The sequence below is a fragment of the Actinocrinis sp. genome (assembly GCF_035650855.1).
In the GTDB taxonomy this organism is placed as follows: Bacteria; Actinomycetota; Actinomycetes; order Streptomycetales; family Catenulisporaceae; genus Actinocrinis.
Map to the genome: position 1 here is coordinate 17,728 of NZ_DASRGV010000104.1, position 15,219 is coordinate 32,946.

At 70.0% G+C, this 15,219-nt stretch carries 15 protein-coding genes and 1 pseudogene; 12 read left to right on the plus strand and 4 right to left on the minus strand.

The window, feature by feature from the left end; all coding sequences use genetic code 11:
• The first annotated feature begins 33 nt into the window (after positions 1–33).
• Complete coding sequence (locus VFB40_RS08350; RefSeq protein WP_324848725.1) at positions 34–717, plus strand: DUF6114 domain-containing protein; 684 nt, start codon at positions 34–36, stop codon at positions 715–717.
• The gene (locus VFB40_RS08355; protein WP_324848726.1) at positions 692–1,837 is read left to right on the plus strand and encodes a hypothetical protein; all 1,146 of its coding nucleotides are present in this window, start codon (positions 692–694) and stop codon (positions 1,835–1,837) included. The genes VFB40_RS08350 and VFB40_RS08355 overlap by 26 nt, the downstream gene beginning before the upstream one ends.
• Before the next feature lie 120 nt (positions 1,838–1,957).
• On the opposite strand, the gene VFB40_RS08360 is transcribed toward VFB40_RS08355, so the two are convergent.
• Positions 1,958–2,758, minus strand: a complete 801-nt coding sequence (locus tag VFB40_RS08360; protein WP_324848727.1) for an AIM24 family protein — start codon at positions 2,756–2,758, stop codon at positions 1,958–1,960.
• A gap of 203 nt (positions 2,759–2,961) precedes the next feature.
• The gene (gene bcp / locus VFB40_RS08365; RefSeq protein WP_324839496.1) at positions 2,962–3,432 is read right to left on the minus strand and encodes a thioredoxin-dependent thiol peroxidase; all 471 of its coding nucleotides are present in this window, start codon (positions 3,430–3,432) and stop codon (positions 2,962–2,964) included.
• Between the two features lie 223 nt (positions 3,433–3,655).
• Here bcp and VFB40_RS08370 point away from each other — a divergent pair, with 223 nt between their 5' ends.
• The 7 genes from VFB40_RS08370 (at position 3,656) to VFB40_RS08400 (ending at position 10,294) form a co-directional block, all read left to right on the plus strand.
• Complete coding sequence (locus tag VFB40_RS08370; RefSeq protein ID WP_324848728.1) at positions 3,656–4,099, plus strand: DUF3618 domain-containing protein; 444 nt, start codon at positions 3,656–3,658, stop codon at positions 4,097–4,099.
• 191 nt (positions 4,100–4,290) lie between these two features.
• A complete protein-coding gene (locus tag VFB40_RS08375) occupies positions 4,291–4,593 on the plus strand; it encodes a GroES family chaperonin (protein ID WP_349260074.1) in 303 nt (100 codons plus the stop codon).
• Positions 4,594–4,596: 3 nt separating this feature from the next.
• On the plus strand, positions 4,597–5,913 hold the full coding sequence (locus VFB40_RS08380; protein ID WP_324848729.1) for an AI-2E family transporter: 1,317 nt from the start codon (positions 4,597–4,599) through the stop codon (positions 5,911–5,913).
• A 126-nt stretch (positions 5,914–6,039) separates the two neighbouring features.
• Complete coding sequence (locus VFB40_RS08385; RefSeq protein ID WP_324848730.1) at positions 6,040–7,506, plus strand: FAD-dependent oxidoreductase; 1,467 nt, start codon at positions 6,040–6,042, stop codon at positions 7,504–7,506.
• A gap of 346 nt (positions 7,507–7,852) precedes the next feature.
• A complete protein-coding gene (locus tag VFB40_RS08390; RefSeq protein WP_324848731.1) occupies positions 7,853–8,335 on the plus strand; it encodes a hypothetical protein in 483 nt (160 codons plus the stop codon).
• 218 nt (positions 8,336–8,553) lie between these two features.
• Complete coding sequence (locus VFB40_RS08395) at positions 8,554–9,168, plus strand: hypothetical protein (RefSeq protein ID WP_324848732.1); 615 nt, start codon at positions 8,554–8,556, stop codon at positions 9,166–9,168.
• A 100-nt stretch (positions 9,169–9,268) separates the two neighbouring features.
• Positions 9,269–10,294 (plus strand): undecaprenyl-diphosphate phosphatase, encoded by a 1,026-nt coding sequence (locus tag VFB40_RS08400; RefSeq protein ID WP_324848733.1) that lies wholly within the window; start codon positions 9,269–9,271, stop codon positions 10,292–10,294.
• A gap of 8 nt (positions 10,295–10,302) precedes the next feature.
• Here VFB40_RS08400 and VFB40_RS08405 read toward each other — a convergent pair whose 3' ends face one another.
• Together VFB40_RS08405 and VFB40_RS08410 are read right to left on the minus strand one after the other, a co-directional pair.
• Positions 10,303–10,869: a MarR family winged helix-turn-helix transcriptional regulator gene (locus VFB40_RS08405; protein ID WP_324848734.1), complete on the minus strand. Its 567-nt coding sequence runs from the start codon at positions 10,867–10,869 to the stop codon at positions 10,303–10,305.
• A 39-nt stretch (positions 10,870–10,908) separates the two neighbouring features.
• Positions 10,909–11,820 carry a DUF2127 domain-containing protein gene (locus tag VFB40_RS08410; protein WP_324848735.1) on the minus strand — a complete coding sequence of 304 codons (912 nt, stop codon included), beginning with the start codon at positions 11,818–11,820 and terminating at the stop codon, positions 10,909–10,911.
• Positions 11,821–11,960: 140 nt separating this feature from the next.
• On the opposite strand from VFB40_RS08410, the gene VFB40_RS08415 reads away from it, so the two are divergent.
• The 3 genes and pseudogenes from VFB40_RS08415 to VFB40_RS08425 form a co-directional block, all read left to right on the plus strand.
• Entirely contained in the window at positions 11,961–12,323 is a 363-nt protein-coding gene (locus VFB40_RS08415) for a DUF3817 domain-containing protein (protein WP_324848736.1), read from the plus strand.
• 156 nt (positions 12,324–12,479) lie between these two features.
• Complete coding sequence (gene ilvD / locus VFB40_RS08420; RefSeq protein WP_324848737.1) at positions 12,480–14,345, plus strand: dihydroxy-acid dehydratase; 1,866 nt, start codon at positions 12,480–12,482, stop codon at positions 14,343–14,345.
• A 108-nt stretch (positions 14,346–14,453) separates the two neighbouring features.
• Positions 14,454–14,969, plus strand: a pseudogene (locus VFB40_RS08425) (MarR family winged helix-turn-helix transcriptional regulator); the annotation flags it as partial.
• Between the last annotated feature and the right edge of the window lie 250 nt (positions 14,970–15,219).

The window sequence follows — 15,219 nt, forward strand, 5'->3', positions numbered from 1 at the left end:
GCACCCACCGCCTCCCTTACCGGAGCAGCCGCGATGACCACGCACACCCTTGACAGCCCGACGCCCCGTGAGCCGAGCCGACCGGCCGTAGTGCGCGCACTGCACGCCTTCCGGCACTGGCGCAAGGGCAGGCCGTTCCCCGCCGGACTGCTCATCGTCCTGGCCGGCATCGAGCTGTGGCTCGCGCCGCTCTCCTCGATCGGAAACATCATCCACGAGGGCGTCGGCGGCGTATCCGCGTTCTTCATCGGCGCACTGATGATCATGTTCGGGCTGACCATCTGGTTCGCCCCGGCGTACCGGGTCTTCGCCGGGATCGCCTCGATCCTGCTGGGCCTGATCGCGCTGCCCGCCACCAACCTCGGCGGCTTCTTCATCGGCACTCTGCTCTCGCTGATCGGCGGCGGCCTCGCGGTGGCGTGGACCCCGCGGCCGGGCTGGGAGGCTCCGACGCGACGCGAGCGGCGTCGGCGGCCGGGGATCGAGGAACAGCCGGCCGAACTCGGCGAGGGCGAGCCCTACCAGGCCGGCTCCTACGAGCCGGGAATGTACGAGAACGCCGCGGACCCGGCGGTGATGCAGGCGCACGGCGCCGCGGCCACGGGTGACGCCGAGCTCGCCGAGTTCGAGGCCCGCAGCCGCGCGGGCGCGGACGCCCCGACGATCAACCTTCCGGAAGTGGAGGAGCGCGGTGCCGACCAGCACCCGGAGGACTGACGGTACGAGCCGGCGCGCCCTGGTCGCGATCGCCACCCCGATCACCCTGACGGCGGTCGCGGGAGCGCTGACCCTGGCCGGACCGGCCAGCGCGGCGGGCACGTCCTCGGTCTTGCCGTTTCCCACCTCGATCTGCGGCACCGCCAGCCCGAGCGCCAGCCCGTCGACCTCGGCCACCCGGTCCGCCACGGCGACTCCGCAGGCGAGCGCGAGCGCCAGCGGCTCGACCAAGGCGAACACGCCGAAGACGGCGGGCGGCTCGGCCTCCCCGTCACCGTCCGCGTCCGGCTCCACCAGCCCGGCGGCGGGCGGGGCGACCACGCCGACCCCGACGCCCAGCGCGTCGAGCTCGTCCTCCGGCGGCTTCTGGGGCTGGCTCAACGGCGTGTGGACCTGGATCTTCGGCTCGCAGCAGCTGCCGAAGGCCGGCGCGGCGCCGGTGATGAACGCGGCCTACACCAAGTCGACCGGAACCGGCACGAGCGGCGGCGCCGCGGACGCTGCGGCATCGGCGGTCGAGCAGGGCGCGGCGAAGGTCGGCGCGGTGACCAGCGGCACGAAGACGGTCACGCACAGCGGCGCCGTCAAGCAGGCGGCAACCGGCGCAGGCGCTCAGGCTTCGCCGTCCCCGACCGCGAGCTGCCTGCCGAAGTCGCAGATCAAGAAGAACACGGCCAGCTCGGACGGCAACACCGCGGCCAATGTGCCATGGCATCTGTCCACGCCGTCGATGACGATGTACAGCCTCACCTACAACGGCGTCACGACGATACAGACCGCCAACGGACCCGAGCAGGTGCTGGACTTCACCGCCGCCAAGGTCACGCTGCTGAGCATGATCACCTACTCGCAGCAGGGCGGCGGCAAGCTCCAGTACGTGGACGGCGGCCAGGGCCAGACGGTGACGCTGGAGAACGTGCACCTGTGGTCCACCTCGTTCACCGCGGATGTGCTCGGTCTGATCCACCAGACCTTCACCCCGCAGAACCCGGGCCTGCTCACGGTGCTGCAGGGCCTGACCATCCCGCTGCCGCTGCTGTTCACGAACGTCGAGGCGGACAACGCGTTCCTCAACACCGGAACCATCGCCATCCCCGGCTTCAACGGCCACGGCAACTGATCAGGAGTCACCCGAACCACAGCGTCGCCTGAGCTACCACGGCACCACCCCACCCACAGCGAGGGCGGTCTGGACAACGGAGTCCAGACCGCCCTTGCGTTTCCGCGTGGCTGCCGGCTCTCAGCTGTTGCCGCCGAGCAGGCCGCCGATGATGCCGCCAGCCACCGCTCCACCCAGGCCGCCGCGCGCTCCGCCGGCCACCGCGCCCGCGGTTGCGCCGACCTCGGCGCCGCCCGGGTGGAAGTAGCCGGACTGCAGGCCGACCCGGCCGGGCCCGGTGAGCCGGTTGAACACCAGGTTCCCGCCGCCGCCGAGGATGCCGGTCTTCAGGCCGAAGACCTTCTGCTCGTACTTCACGCTCATGTCCCGGTAGATCCAGGAGCCCGGCTCCACGTCGATGATCTCGCCGGGCTGGAGCACCACCTCGAAGGCGTTGCCGTGCGCGTGCAGCCACAGCAGGCCGTCGCCCTGGTGCGCCTCGAAGCGGTCCTGCCAGAAGCCCTGGCTGCCGAACAGCATCGAGCCGATGCCGCGCACCCGCTCGAAGTTGTAGGCGAGGTTCGCGGTCGCGGCCAGGAACTGGTGCTCGCGCACCAGGATCGCGCTGCCGTGCGGCACGTTGAGCGGGAAGACCTGGCCGGCCGAGTCCCGGGAGAAGGCGATCTCGCCGAAGCCGACCGCCTGGGTCATGAAGATCGGCATGCCGCCGATGACCCGCTTGAACGCCCCCTTGAGCGGCATGATCTGGATGTCCACCTGCGGCTGCTTCCATAGCACCACGTGGTGCTCGAAGTAGACCGGGACCTGGCCGTTCATGGCCAGATGCAGGACCGGGACGATCTGGCCCTCGATACGGAACGCCACGCCCGGGCCCTGGCCCTGGGTCACGTGGGATGGAAGCAGGCTTACCTGGGCGGTCACCGGTGGTCCCCCTCGATGCTGTGTTTGTCCGCGACCGCGCTTGAGCGGTCCGCGGGTCGCCGAGTCGACGGCGCGTCGTCCCGTTGACCCGCGAGCATACGGCTTCGTGGGGCTTTCCGGTGCGGGTGGGCGCAGAGCCCTGTCAGGGCGGGCCGGGTCGGTTCAGTCCGGGTCCGGTCCAGCCACGGTCAGTCCAGCCCGGGTCAGTCAAGGCCGAGATCGCGGCGCAGTTTCGCGACGTGCCCGGTCGCCTTCACGGCGTACTGCGCCAGCTCGATCTTTCCGTCCTCGCCGATCACGAAGGTGGAGCGGATGACGCCGACGACGAGCTTGCCGTACAGCTTCTTCTCGCCGTACGCGCCGTACGCCTCCAGCACCTTCTTGTCCGGGTCGGACAGCAGCGGGAAGTTCAGCCCGTCGCGCTCGCGGAACTTGGCCAGCTTCTCCGGCTTGTCCGGGGAGAGGCCGAGCACCGCGTACCCGGACGCCGCCAGCGACTGGAGCGAATCGCGGAAGTCACAGGCCTGCTTCGTGCAGCCCGGGGTCATCGCCGCCGGGTATACGTACACGATGACCTTGCGTCCCGCGTAGTCGGACAGCGATACCGGCTTGCCGTCCGCGTCCTGCAGCGTGAACTGCGGCGCCTCGGTCCCGGGTTCCAGTCGCACTGACACTTCGGCCGTCCTGTCTCTCGGTGTCTGTTGCCTTCGTCCCGCTCCTGATGGGCGGGCCACCAGCCTACGAGAGCGGGCCGACACGGTCGCCCCACTCGGCCCGGCCGGGCCGGGACTGCGCCAGGCGGCTGACGCGCGCGGACGCGGCGGGGCGCCGGGTCGAGGGAAAACCGCAAAACGGGGTAGGCGGTCCCGAGAAGGCACGAGCGAGGGAGTTCGAGCGATGGCGGAGAACAACGACAGCCGGACCCACCCGGGGGTGATCGACGTGGCGAAAGACGAGGGACAGAAGGGCACCGCGGCCGCCAACCCGATCCTGGTGGTCACGCCGCACGGCGAAGTGGCCGGTTCGCAGCTCGAGGGCAGCACGAACGGGCATCGCGACGGCGAGGTGCGCATCGAGGTGAAGGACACCAGGTCGCCTGCCGAGATCGAGGCGGACCTGGACCGCACCCGGGAACATCTGTCCTCGACGCTGGACGAGCTGTCCGAGCGGCTCAGCCCGCGTGACCTGCTTCGGCGAGGTGGCCTGCAGGTTAAGTACCAATTCGTCTCGGAACGCACCGGCGAGCTGCGTAAGCAGCGGGTCGCCGCGTTACTCGGCAGCCTGGGTGTGGTGATCGGCGGGATGGTCGCGCTGCACACGGTACGCGGCCGGGCTTCTTAGAGCCTGCTGCCAGCCGGCTCTCCCGAGCTCGTGCCCCGGCAGCCTGAACGCATAAGCGAGTCAGGCTGCCGGGGCACCGTGCGCCCGGAATGCGCTAACGTCGGGGCGTGAGTCCCCGATCCAAGTCCGACGACGAGAAGCCGACCGCGCCCACTGAGAGCGCCGGGTCTATCGACAAACTGCCGATCAAGATGCTGCACGACCGGGTCCTGGTCCGGTCCGACGGCGCCGAGGGAGAACGCCGGTCCAGCGGCGGGATCCTCATCCCGGCGACCGCGCAAATGTCGCACCGGTTGGCATGGGCGCAGGTCGTCGCGATCGGGCAGAACGTACGCACCGTCGAGATCGGCGACCGGGTGCTGTACGACCCGGACGACCGGGCCGAGGTGGAGGTCCGCGGCGTGGAGTACGTGCTGCTGCGCGAGCGTGACATTCACGCGGTGGCCGCCGAGCGTCTTGGCGACTCCAGCGGGGCGACCGGCTTGTACCTTTAGGCTATGGGCGCGGGCGGGCAGGCGAACGGGGCGCGCGCGGGCGACGCTCCGGACCCCTCTGCCGCCGCTGAGGCCCCGCCCGCCGACGCAGCCGCGCCGGCGGCAGCGGACGGCGACGCTACAGGTCCTTCGCAGAGCGTAAGTCGCGTCGCGGATCCGGCACCGGACTCGGCCGACACCGCCTCGGGTACCGCCGCCGACTTCGCCTCCTCCGAACCTGCTGTCGCGGCCGCCTCCGCGCCTTCGGTCCCGGCGGTATCAGGCGACTCACCGGCCGCCCCGCTGCCGCAGCGCTCCTACTTCACCTACGCCTTCGGCCTCGCCGCCGGGGCGCTGTCCGCCTACCTTCTGGTCCGCGGGATCGCGCGCGCCGGCGGCGTGATCACGACCGTGTTGCTCGCGGCGTTCCTCGCCGTCTCCCTTAACCCCATCGTGACCGCGCTGACCCGGCAGACGCGGGTGCCGATGCGGCGTGCCGGCGCGGTGCTCGCGGTCGCGCTCGGCGTGATGGCGCTGGTCGCCGGATTCCTCGCGGTGATCGTGCCGCCGGTGGCCGCCGAGGTGACCGCGCTCGTGCACGCCATTCCGCACGTGCTGCAGCAGATCCAGGACCGCTCGACCTATCTCGGCCGGCTGGAGGCGAAGTACCACGTCGTCGGCAAGGTGCAGTCCGCGCTCTCCTCGCGCGGCCTCGGCACGACCGCGGTGTCCGGGATCGTCGGCGCGGGCAAATACGTGCTCTCAACCCTCACGTCCACACTCGCCGTGGTCGCGCTGACGATCTACTTCCTCGCCGGGCTGCCTAACATCGTCGCGGTGGCGTACCGCGCCTTCCCCGCCTCACGGCGCGACCGGGTACGCGTGCTCGGCGACGAGATCCTCACCCAGGTCGGCCGGTACATGCTCGGCTCCGCACTCAACGCATCGATCGCCGGGCTGGCCACCTACATCTGGACCGCCGCCTGGGGCATCCAGTACCCGGCAGCACTCGGCCTGCTCGTCGCGCTGATGGACATGATCCCGGTCATCGGCTCGACCATCGGCGGAGCGATCGTCACACTCGTGGCGCTGACCGTGTCAACACCCGTAGCCATCGCGACGCTGTTGTTCTACATCGGCTTCCGGCTCACCGAGGACTACGTGCTGCTGCCGAAGGTGATGCGCCACGCCGTGGACGTGCCGCCGATCGTCACGGTGGTCGCGGTACTGGTCGGCGGCTCGCTGCTGGGCATCATCGGCGCGCTTGTCGCCATCCCGACCGCCGCCGCGCTCAAGCTCATCACCGTCGAAGTGCTGATTCCCCGCCTCGACCGCCGGTGAAGCTACACTCGGTGACTGCGCCGTCGCTCTTTAGAGAACAGTGCTCGTGTACGTGTGACGCGGCGAGGCGCGGCGCACTAGGCTAAGTGCGCCATGGATGCGGACTTCGGATGAGTAGCGGCCACATTGAATAGCAGTACTGACCTCGTCGTCCTCGGCGCGGGACCGGCCGGGCTCTCCGCCGCGTGGCGGGCCGCCCGTCGGGGTCTCTCCGTCGTGGTTCTCGACCGCGCCGAGTCCGTCGGCGGGATGGCCGCCTCGTTCGACGTGGCCGGTGTGCGAGTCGATTACGGCAGCCACAGGCTCAACCCCGACATGCCGGCTTACGTGCTCGCCGACCTGCGCTATCTGCTCGGCGGCGACCTGCAGACCCGCTATCGCGACGGGCGCCTGCTGCTCGGCGAGAAGTGGATCACGTATCCGTTCAAGCCGCGGGAACTGGCCAGGGCGCTGCCCGCCGTGCCGATGGCGCGCGCCGCGTTCGAGGCGATCTCGACGCCGTGGCGGCGGTCCAAGGCCCCTGAGAACCCGGACACGTACGCCGAACTGATGCGCGCAGGCTTCGGCCCGACGCTGTACGAACAGGTGTACGCGCCGTACGCGCGCAAGCTCTGGGGTCTGACCGGCGATGAGATCGACGCCGACCAGGCGCGCCGGAAGGCCGGGGCGCCTACTGCACTGGCGGCTTTGGTGCGCTCGGTGCGTTCCGCCATGTCGAGCGAATCGCTCGCGTACCTGTACCCGCGCCGCGGTTTCGGGCAGCTGTGCGAGACGCTCGCCGATGCTGCGGTAACCGCGGGCGCGCGGCTGCGCCTCGGTGCGATGGTCGAACGGCTGGACGTAGGCGAGAGCGATATCGCGGTACGGCTCGGCCGCTCCGAGCACCACACGGCCGCAGCCGAGCGCGGCGGCTGGTCAGGGCTCGACCACTGGGAGTCCAGCGGCTGGCTGCGCGCCCGGCACGTCTTCTCCACGCTCCCGCTGCCGTTGCTGGCCAGGATGACGTCACCCGGTGCGCCGTACGAGGCCGTCGAGGCCAGCGGCAACCTGCGCTTCCGGGCGATCGTGCTGGTGTACGCGGTGCACCGGGGCGGGCGCTGGACCAAGCACGACGTGCACTACATCCCGGCCTCCGGCACCCCGGTCAGCCGGATCTCCGAGCCGGCGAACCACCGGATCAACCCCGAGGACCCCGAGGACCGCTCGGTGGTCTGCTTCGAGTTGCCCTGCGACATAGGGGACGAGATCTGGAACGCCTCGGACGAGGAACTGGCCGACGTGATCGGGGATGCGGTACATCGCACCGGTCTGCCGCCCCTCAGCCTCGAGTGGCTACAGGTCAAGCGACTGCGTAACGTCTACCCGGTCTATCAGCGTGGCTACAAGGAACACCTGTCCGTGCTTGAGGACTGGGTCGAGCAGCTGCGCAACGTCACGACATTCGGCCGGCACGGGCTCTTCACGCCGGACAACACGCACCACGCGATGGTGATGGGTTACGAGGCCGCCGACGCGCTCGGCTCCGGCAAGTTCGACCATGACCACTGGTCGGCCGCGCGCGACCGGTTCGCTCAGCACATCGCCGAGACCTGACCGGACCGGCCCCTACCGGCCGACGCACCCGCCCGACCCGACGCCGCCCGACCGGCGCCGGTCGGGCGGCGTTCCATCCCGGCTCGTCCGAAACCTGACCGCCAATCACCGCCAAGTCACACCGGTCCCTTACCTCGTTTTTAGGCTGGCCACAGGAAACTGCGGAACAGTTAAGGCACAGGAGAAGCCGCCGGGGCTGACCGGGATCGCCGGGCCCGATTGCGAAATCGGTTACTGGGTACTGATCCCCCGCTCCGGACCCTCGGAACGTCCCGGGTCCCGGCGGCGCCTGTCCAGGCGTCGTCGCGCCAGGGCGGGCACTGGAACCGGCCGTGTGGAGGGCGTCATGACTGCGCTGGATCTGCCGAATCGCGGCGTCCACACAGGCCGACAGGCCACGTCGATACGCGGACGCTGGGCCCTCGCGGCCGGCGGCAGCGTCGAGACCCGGGTACGCGGTCGCGGCTGGCGCCCGGCGCAGCTGATGCGCCGTACCGACGTTCGAACCCTTCCTCTCGTCTCGGGCGCGCTCATCGTGGGCGACCCGGTGCATCTGACGGTGGGTGAGGTCGCCGTCGCCGTCGATAAGACGCACTCGGTGCGCCTTACCTTGGCCGAGCTGACCGCCCTCGGGAATCGCCGCTACGCGACCGAGCTGATCGCATCCGCCCTCGGCGAGGACGCAGGCCCGGATGAGATCGTGCGCCTTGAGGGCTACGCGGACCGGATCCGCGGCGGCGCACTGCGGATCGTGCTCAGCGGCCCCGCTCCCACCGGACTCGGCGGGCCGGGCACGCGCATCCGCTTGTCAGCCATCTTCGATCGCTGATTCGCTGGACGAACGGCGCCGCACGGTCAGAGCCCTGTGACGGCCGAGTGCGCACGTGTTCTGATTTCCCGGCCACGAACGGTTTCCCCTCGGACACCCCGAGTTCACCTCCCGTTCCCTTTCGCCTGCGAGAAAAGGAGCCTGCCGGCCAGGAACGGAGGCGCACGGCCGGCGAACGGCTTACGGCCGCAGCAGTTCTCCGAATTGGGGGTTACGCCATGGCCCGGTTCTACCGCCCAGATCGGATCGACTACGACGTCGTGGTGCTGGACCAGCAGACCGGCAGCAGCCGCTGGGCGACCGCCGGGGTGGAGGTCGTGGAGCGGCCGCAGGCACTGGTCGACGGGGGCGGTTCGATGGCCAGCGAGGCCTTCCGCGGTTACGCGGCCTCGGTCGCGCCGCGGCTGCGCGACTTCGCCGATCATATTTCCGGCGCGGACCGGATCGGCGCCAACGTGCACCGCTACGAGAGCTACCAGGCTGTACGCGCGGTCCTGCGAGACGAGCAGGGCGTCGTGCTGGCCGAGGTGCGGTGCGACGGCTCCGTCACGATCCCCGGCGAGCTCGACGAGGATCTGCGCCGCCAGTTCATCGGCATGATCAACGGCTGGCTGCCGATGACGATCCGCGAGGTGGACCGCAGCTCGTACCAGAACGCGCTCGCCTCGCTGGTCAAGGCGCGGCGGGTGGTGGACGCCATGCTGCGCGAGGTGGTGGGGCTGGCGGCGGGCGGCCTCGACCCGATGCCGTGGGAAAACGTGGCCGAGGCGATGGGCGTGCCGCCGGAGGCGCTGGATTCCTGGTATCGAGCACCGGACAGCCTCGCGAAGTGACTATTGTTGCTCCGACCCGCTCTCGCACTGCGCCCGAAACCGGCCGGCCGAAGCCGCGGCCGACCGGCCACCAGGGCCGACTATCCCCAGGGGTTGTGACTTGTCCGGTACCGTGACGTATCTCGAAGCGATCGTGATCGGCCTGGTGCAGGGCGTGGCCGAGCTGTTCCCCGTCTCCAGCCTCGGGCACGCGGTGCTGATCCCGGCCTTCATCGGCGGCAGCTGGGCGAGCACGCTGGACATGACCGCGAACCAGTCGCCTTACCTGGCGCTGGTGGTGGCCCTGCACGTGGCGACGGCCTGCGCGCTGATCCTGTTCTTCTGGCGCGACTGGGTGCGCGTGATCAGGGGGCTCGTCAGCTCGGTGCGCAACCGGCAGATCCAGACCCCGTACGAGAAGCTGGCCTGGCTGTTGATCGTCGGCACGATTCCGGTCGGCCTGGCCGGTCTGGTGCTGGACAAGCTGCTGCGCCAGCACCTGGGCAAGCCGGTATGGGCCGGGGTGTTCCTCGCTCTCAACGGCCTGATCCTGATCGGGGCCGAGCGGCTGCGCGGCGGCGGCGCTGCGGCGGAGACCGCGGGCGCGGGACGCAGGGCGGATCGGGACGGGCGCGGCGAGCGGGCCGCGGCCTCCGTGATGGCGAGCGGCGGCAGCCGGCGCAAGCAGAGCACGGCGACCCTGGAGCCGCCGCGCGAACTGGACCGGCACGGCCGCGAGCTGCCGCCCGAGATCGCCAGCGATGTGCGGCTGGCCAGGCTCTCCCGGGGGACCGCGGTGCAGATCGGCGCGGCGCAGATCCTCGGCCTGTTCCCGGGCCTGAGCCGTTCGGGCGCGACGATCGTGACCGGTCTGTTCAAGGGCCTGCACCACGAGGACGCCGCGCGTTTCGCGTTCCTGCTGGCCACGCCGGTGATTCTGCTGGCCGGCCTGTACAAGCTGCCGGAGCTGGCGAAGCCGGAGAACTCAAGCGTGATCGGCCCGGCCATCGCCGGATCGCTTATCGCGTTCGTGGCCTCGTATATCTCGGTGCGTTACCTGGTGCGGTACTTCGAGACCAGGACGCTGACGCCCTTCGCGATCTACTGCATCATCGCGGGCGTTATCTCGGTGGTCCGCTTCGCCTGAGCCGCGTTCTAGGACGCGGCGCGGGCCGCGGCCTGCATCTCGGCCATCGCGTTCGCGCAGCCGAGGCCGGGCGACTGGCGCAGCTTCCGCGCGATGATGTCCATCGCCTTGCCGACGACCTCGATCTCCTCCGCGGACATGAGGTCGATGAAAAGTTCGCGCACATCATCGACGTGTCCGGGCGCGGCCGAGCGCATCAGCTCCCAGCCCTGCTCGGTGATGACCGCGAACGCGCCGCGCCGGTCCGACGGGCAGTCCTGCCGCTCCACCAGACCGGCCTTCTCCATCCGGCCGATCTGGTGGGAGAGGCGGCTCTTGGACAGCGAGGTGCGGTTGGCCAGCTCGGTCATCCGCAGTTTGCCTTCGGCGGACTCGGACAGCTCGACCAGCACCTGATAGTCGGTCAGGTTCAGGTCGTGCCGGTCGTGCAGCCGGTCCTCCAGCTGCGCCGGAAGCAGCCGCATCACTTCGAGCCAGGCGCGCCAGGTGTGCTGCTCGGCGTCGGTCAGCCAGCGCGGCGCGGCGACGCTCGTCGCCGTGCCGCCCGCCTCCGTGCGCATGTCTTCCAGGCTCATGGGCCCATGATACCTTGCAGTAGTTGAACTATTAACATTTTATTCGCTGGAAGGATGCACGGCCGCAGTTTCGCGGCTCGGCAGTTCCCCTCCAGCCTCATCCTCGACCCTTCCGGGCGCCGCCTCAGCCACGTCCGCGTCTTCTCGCAGAGACGCAGACGCACCGTCTGACTCTTCAGCACCCCGCCGCCGGTCCGGCGTCTCCCCCGCCGCCTCCTCGATCTCCAGCAGCGACGCGCTGTGCAGCTCCCGTTCGGCGGCGGCCTTTCCGCCGCGCAGCCCGAACAGCCGCTTGGCCAGCAGCAGGTACAGCACCGCGAGCACGTTGATCGCGAAGGTGGCGATCTTGAACCCGGACTGCTTGGTGATGATCTCGTGGACCTCGATCGGCAGGAACGCGGCCGTGGCCACCACCGCGAAGTACTCACCCCAGCGCTTGGCCAGCCACAGGCCGACCGCCTCGATCAGCTCGATCACCGCGTAAGCGGCCAGCAGGATCGCGACCACGCTCAGCGTGGAGTGCTTGTAGTTGAAGGACTTGCGAATGGTGTCGACGATCGAGGAGTGGTCCAGGTCGTAGCCCCAGTGCGTGGCCAGCGGCTTGAACAGGGTCAGGTCCCGCTCGAACAGCTGGGACAGCGCCCGCTGCGAGTTCTCGAACCGCCATACCGCGTAGGCCGCCGCGCCGACCAGCAGGAAGCGGAAGACCCGCTCGACCGCTAGCAGCCGCATGATCAGCAGCGAGCGCAGCACCTTGCCGCGCGGGACCACGGGCGCGTCGGCCGCCGGGCCGCTGCCCTTCGGCTGCTCCAGCACGAAGTCGCCGCACCGCAGGCAGCGCCAGGCCGGGCCGAGTGCCGTCTCGGCCCTGATCCGGTCGCGGTACTCCGGTTCGACGGGCTCGTAGAGGACGTGCCCCCGCCGCGCGCAGTGGCGCCTGTTCCAATCCATGGCCACACAGATTAGGTGCCGGAGCGCGGCTGTGACAGGAGTCTCGACAACCCCAGCACTTTTTCCCGACCAAGCGTCGGTAAGATGGTCCCGCGCATGTCGCGCCTCCAGAGCTCAGCCCGAATCAGCAAGGATCACCCATGCCCGAAACGGCCGCGATCATGAACAATAGCGACCAAAGGAATACATTCAGTCGATACTTCCTGCCGGTCTCGCTCGCCGAGGGCGCCTCTTTCCTGCTCTTGCTGTGCGTGGCCATGCCGCTCAAGTACGCCGCCGGCCTGCCGATCGCGGTGACGGTCACGGGCACGGTGCACGGCCTGTTGTTCATCGCCTACGTCCTGCTGGCGCTCGACGGCTGGCGGCGGCAGCGCTGGAGCATCAAGCGCGTCGTGTGGGTGCTGGTGATGTCGGTGCTCCCGACCGGTGCCTTCTTCGCCGAGCGCTCGGTGCGCGCCGAACTGACTGAGCCCGCTGCCGCTCCCGAGCCCATCGCCGCGTAACCCACCCCACCGCCGCGCGGTTCGGCCCCACCGCCCCGCAACACGCTGTCCCAATCCTTGGGATGCCTGGTCCGCGCCACGGACCGGGTGGGAGGATATTCCCCGCGAGTAACAAGCGGAAACGGCGTACGACGAGCGACAGGCAAGGAGCCGACCATGCCGGCATTGCGGTCACGCACCTCGACTCACGGACGGAACATGGCCGGCGCGCGGGCGCTGTGGCGGGCCACCGGTATGGCCGAGTCGGACTTCGGCAAGCCGATCGTCGCAGTGGCCAACTCGTTCACCCAGTTCGTGCCAGGCCACGTGCACCTGCGCAACGTCGGCGAGATCGTGGCCGAGTCGGTCGTCGAGGCCGGTGGCGTGGCCAAGGAGTTCAACACGATCGCGGTCGACGACGGCATCGCGATGGGCCACGGCGGCATGCTCTACTCGCTGCCCTCGCGCGAGTTGATCGCCGACGCGGTCGAGTACATGGTCAACGCGCACTGCGCGGACGCGCTGGTGTGCATCTCCAACTGCGACAAGATCACCCCCGGCATGCTGATGGCCGCGCTGCGCCTCAACATCCCGACGGTGTTCGTCTCCGGCGGCCCGATGGAGGCCGGGCAGGCGCACATCCGCGACGGCGTGGCCTACGACAAGCTCGACCTGATCGACGCGATGTCGGCGGCCGCGGACGAGAACGTCTCCGACGACACGCTCGGCACCATCGAGCGCTCGGCCTGTCCGACCTGCGGCTCCTGCTCCGGGATGTTCACCGCGAACTCGATGAACTGCCTGGTCGAGGCGCTCGGCCTGGGCCTGCCCGGCAACGGCTCGACCCTCGCCACGCACGCCAAGCGGCGCGCCCTGTTCGAGCGGGCCGGGTCGCTGGTGATCGAACTGGCCAAGCGCTACTACGAGGACGATGACGAATCCGTCCTCCCCCGCTCCATCGCCACCCCCGCCGCCTTCGGCAACGCGATGGCCCTCGACGTGGCGATGGGCGGCTCGACGAACACGGTGCTGCACCTGCTGGCCGCGGCGCAGGAGGCCGGGGTCGGCTTCGGGCTCAAGGAGATCGACGCGACCAGCCGCCGGGTGCCGTGCATCGCGAAGGTGGCGCCGAACAAGGCGTCGCTGAGCAAGACGTACTACATGGAGGACGTGCACCGGGCCGGCGGCATTCCGGCGATCCTCGGCGAACTGCACCGCGGCGGCCTGCTCGACGACTCGGTGCACGCGGTGCACGCCCCGACGCTGACCGAGTGGCTGAACCGCTGGGACGTGCGCGGCGGCAAGGCCGACGACGAGGCGTTCGAGCTCTTCCACGCGGCGCCGGGCGGCGTGCGCACCACCGAGCCGTTCTCCACCGAGAACCGCTGGTCCTCGCTGGACACCGACGGCGAGAACGGCTGCATCCGCTCCGTCCCGCACGCGTACACGAAGGACGGCGGCCTGGCGGTGCTGTGGGGCAACATCGCGGCGGACGGCGCGGTGGTGAAGACGGCGGGCGTCGCGGAGTCGATCTGGACCTTCAGCGGCCCGGCGCGCGTGTTCGAGTCCCAGGAGCAGGCGGTCGAGGCGATCATGGGCAACCGGATCGTCGCGGGCGACGTGGTGGTCATCCGCTACGAGGGCCCGAAGGGCGGGCCGGGTATGCAGGAGATGCTGTACCCGACGGCGTTCCTCAAGGGCAAGGGCCTCGGCGCGAAGTGCGCACTGATCACGGACGGACGCTTCTCCGGCGGCACGTCCGGGCTGTCGATCGGCCACATCTCCCCCGAGGCGGCCTCAGGCGGCACGATCGCGCTGGTCGAGGAGGGCGACGAGATCGCGATCGACATCCGCGACCGCTCGATCACGCTGAACGTCCCGGACGAGGTGCTGGCCGCCCGCCGCGCCGCGCTCGAGGCCGGAAACGGCTACCGCCCGGTCGACCGCGACCGCCCCATCTCGCTGGCGCTCAAGGCGTACGCGCTGCTGGCCACCTCGGCGGCGACCGGTGCGGTGCGCGACCGGGCACTGCTCGAAGGCTGAGTCCGGGTCTGGCCCCGGCGCTGGTTCTGCTCTCAGCCCCGGTCGCGGCCCGTCCCGTCCCGGTTGGCCAGCCAGGCGCCAGCACACTGCAAGGAGAAAGACGGTCCGATGCCGAACCAGGCCACCCCGGGTGGTCGCCTGCCCTTCGATCCGGTCGAGCGGGCATTCGAGTTGTGGCAGCAGCGCTGGGGCGCGTCCACGTCGATGCTCGCGGTGACCTCGCTGATGCGCGCCCACCAGCTGGTGCTGGCCGAGGTGGACGCGATCGTGAAGCCGTATGACCTGACGTTCGCGAGGTACGAGGCGCTGGTGCTGCTCACCTTCAGCCGCCGCGGCTCGCTGCCGCTGTCGAAGATCGGCGAGCGGCTGCAGGTACACCCGACCTCGGTAACCAACATCGTGGACCGCCTGGCGAAGTCGGGCCTGGTCGCACGCAAGCCCAACCCGGAGGACGGCCGCGGCGTGCTCGCCGAGATCACCCCGGACGGCCGGGTCGTGGTCGAGAAGGCGACCGCGGATCTGATGGCCGCTCAGTTCGGCTTGAGCGCACTCGACTCGGACCAGCACCGTGCCTTGTTCGACACCCTGCGCACGCTTCGCCTCGCCGCCGGCGACTTCACCGAGCCGACCTCGCCCTCCGAGCCCGCAGAGTCGCCCGAGTCAACTGAGCCCACAAGGTCGCCCGAGTCAACTGAGCCCACAGGGTCGCGCCAACCACCGGAGTAGAGCCAACCACCGGAGTAGACCCAATTCGCTTCCCAGAGCGAGAGCGCATCACAGTCCCCCGTGGCGCAATCCCCGCACCGGCACCGGCACCGGCACCGGCACCCTCGCCCTCGCCCGCGCCCGCACCCGCACCCGCACCCGCACCCGC

Coding starts and splice junctions, on each gene's coding strand:
- VFB40_RS08405 (WP_324848734.1), bottom strand. CDS start 10,869: ATGAGCCTGGAAGACATGCGCACGGAGGCGGGCGGCACGGCGACGAGC.
- VFB40_RS08395 (WP_324848732.1), top strand. CDS start 8,554: ATGGCCCGGTTCTACCGCCCAGATCGGATCGACTACGACGTCGTGGTG.
- VFB40_RS08415 (WP_324848736.1), top strand. CDS start 11,961: ATGCCCGAAACGGCCGCGATCATGAACAATAGCGACCAAAGGAATACA.
- VFB40_RS08390 (WP_324848731.1), top strand. CDS start 7,853: ATGACTGCGCTGGATCTGCCGAATCGCGGCGTCCACACAGGCCGACAG.
- ilvD (WP_324848737.1), top strand. CDS start 12,480: ATGCCGGCATTGCGGTCACGCACCTCGACTCACGGACGGAACATGGCC.
- VFB40_RS08375 (WP_349260074.1), top strand. CDS start 4,291: ATGCTGCACGACCGGGTCCTGGTCCGGTCCGACGGCGCCGAGGGAGAA.
- VFB40_RS08410 (WP_324848735.1), bottom strand. CDS start 11,820: ATGGATTGGAACAGGCGCCACTGCGCGCGGCGGGGGCACGTCCTCTAC.
- VFB40_RS08380 (WP_324848729.1), top strand. CDS start 4,597: ATGGGCGCGGGCGGGCAGGCGAACGGGGCGCGCGCGGGCGACGCTCCG.
- VFB40_RS08350 (WP_324848725.1), top strand. CDS start 34: ATGACCACGCACACCCTTGACAGCCCGACGCCCCGTGAGCCGAGCCGA.
- VFB40_RS08370 (WP_324848728.1), top strand. CDS start 3,656: ATGGCGGAGAACAACGACAGCCGGACCCACCCGGGGGTGATCGACGTG.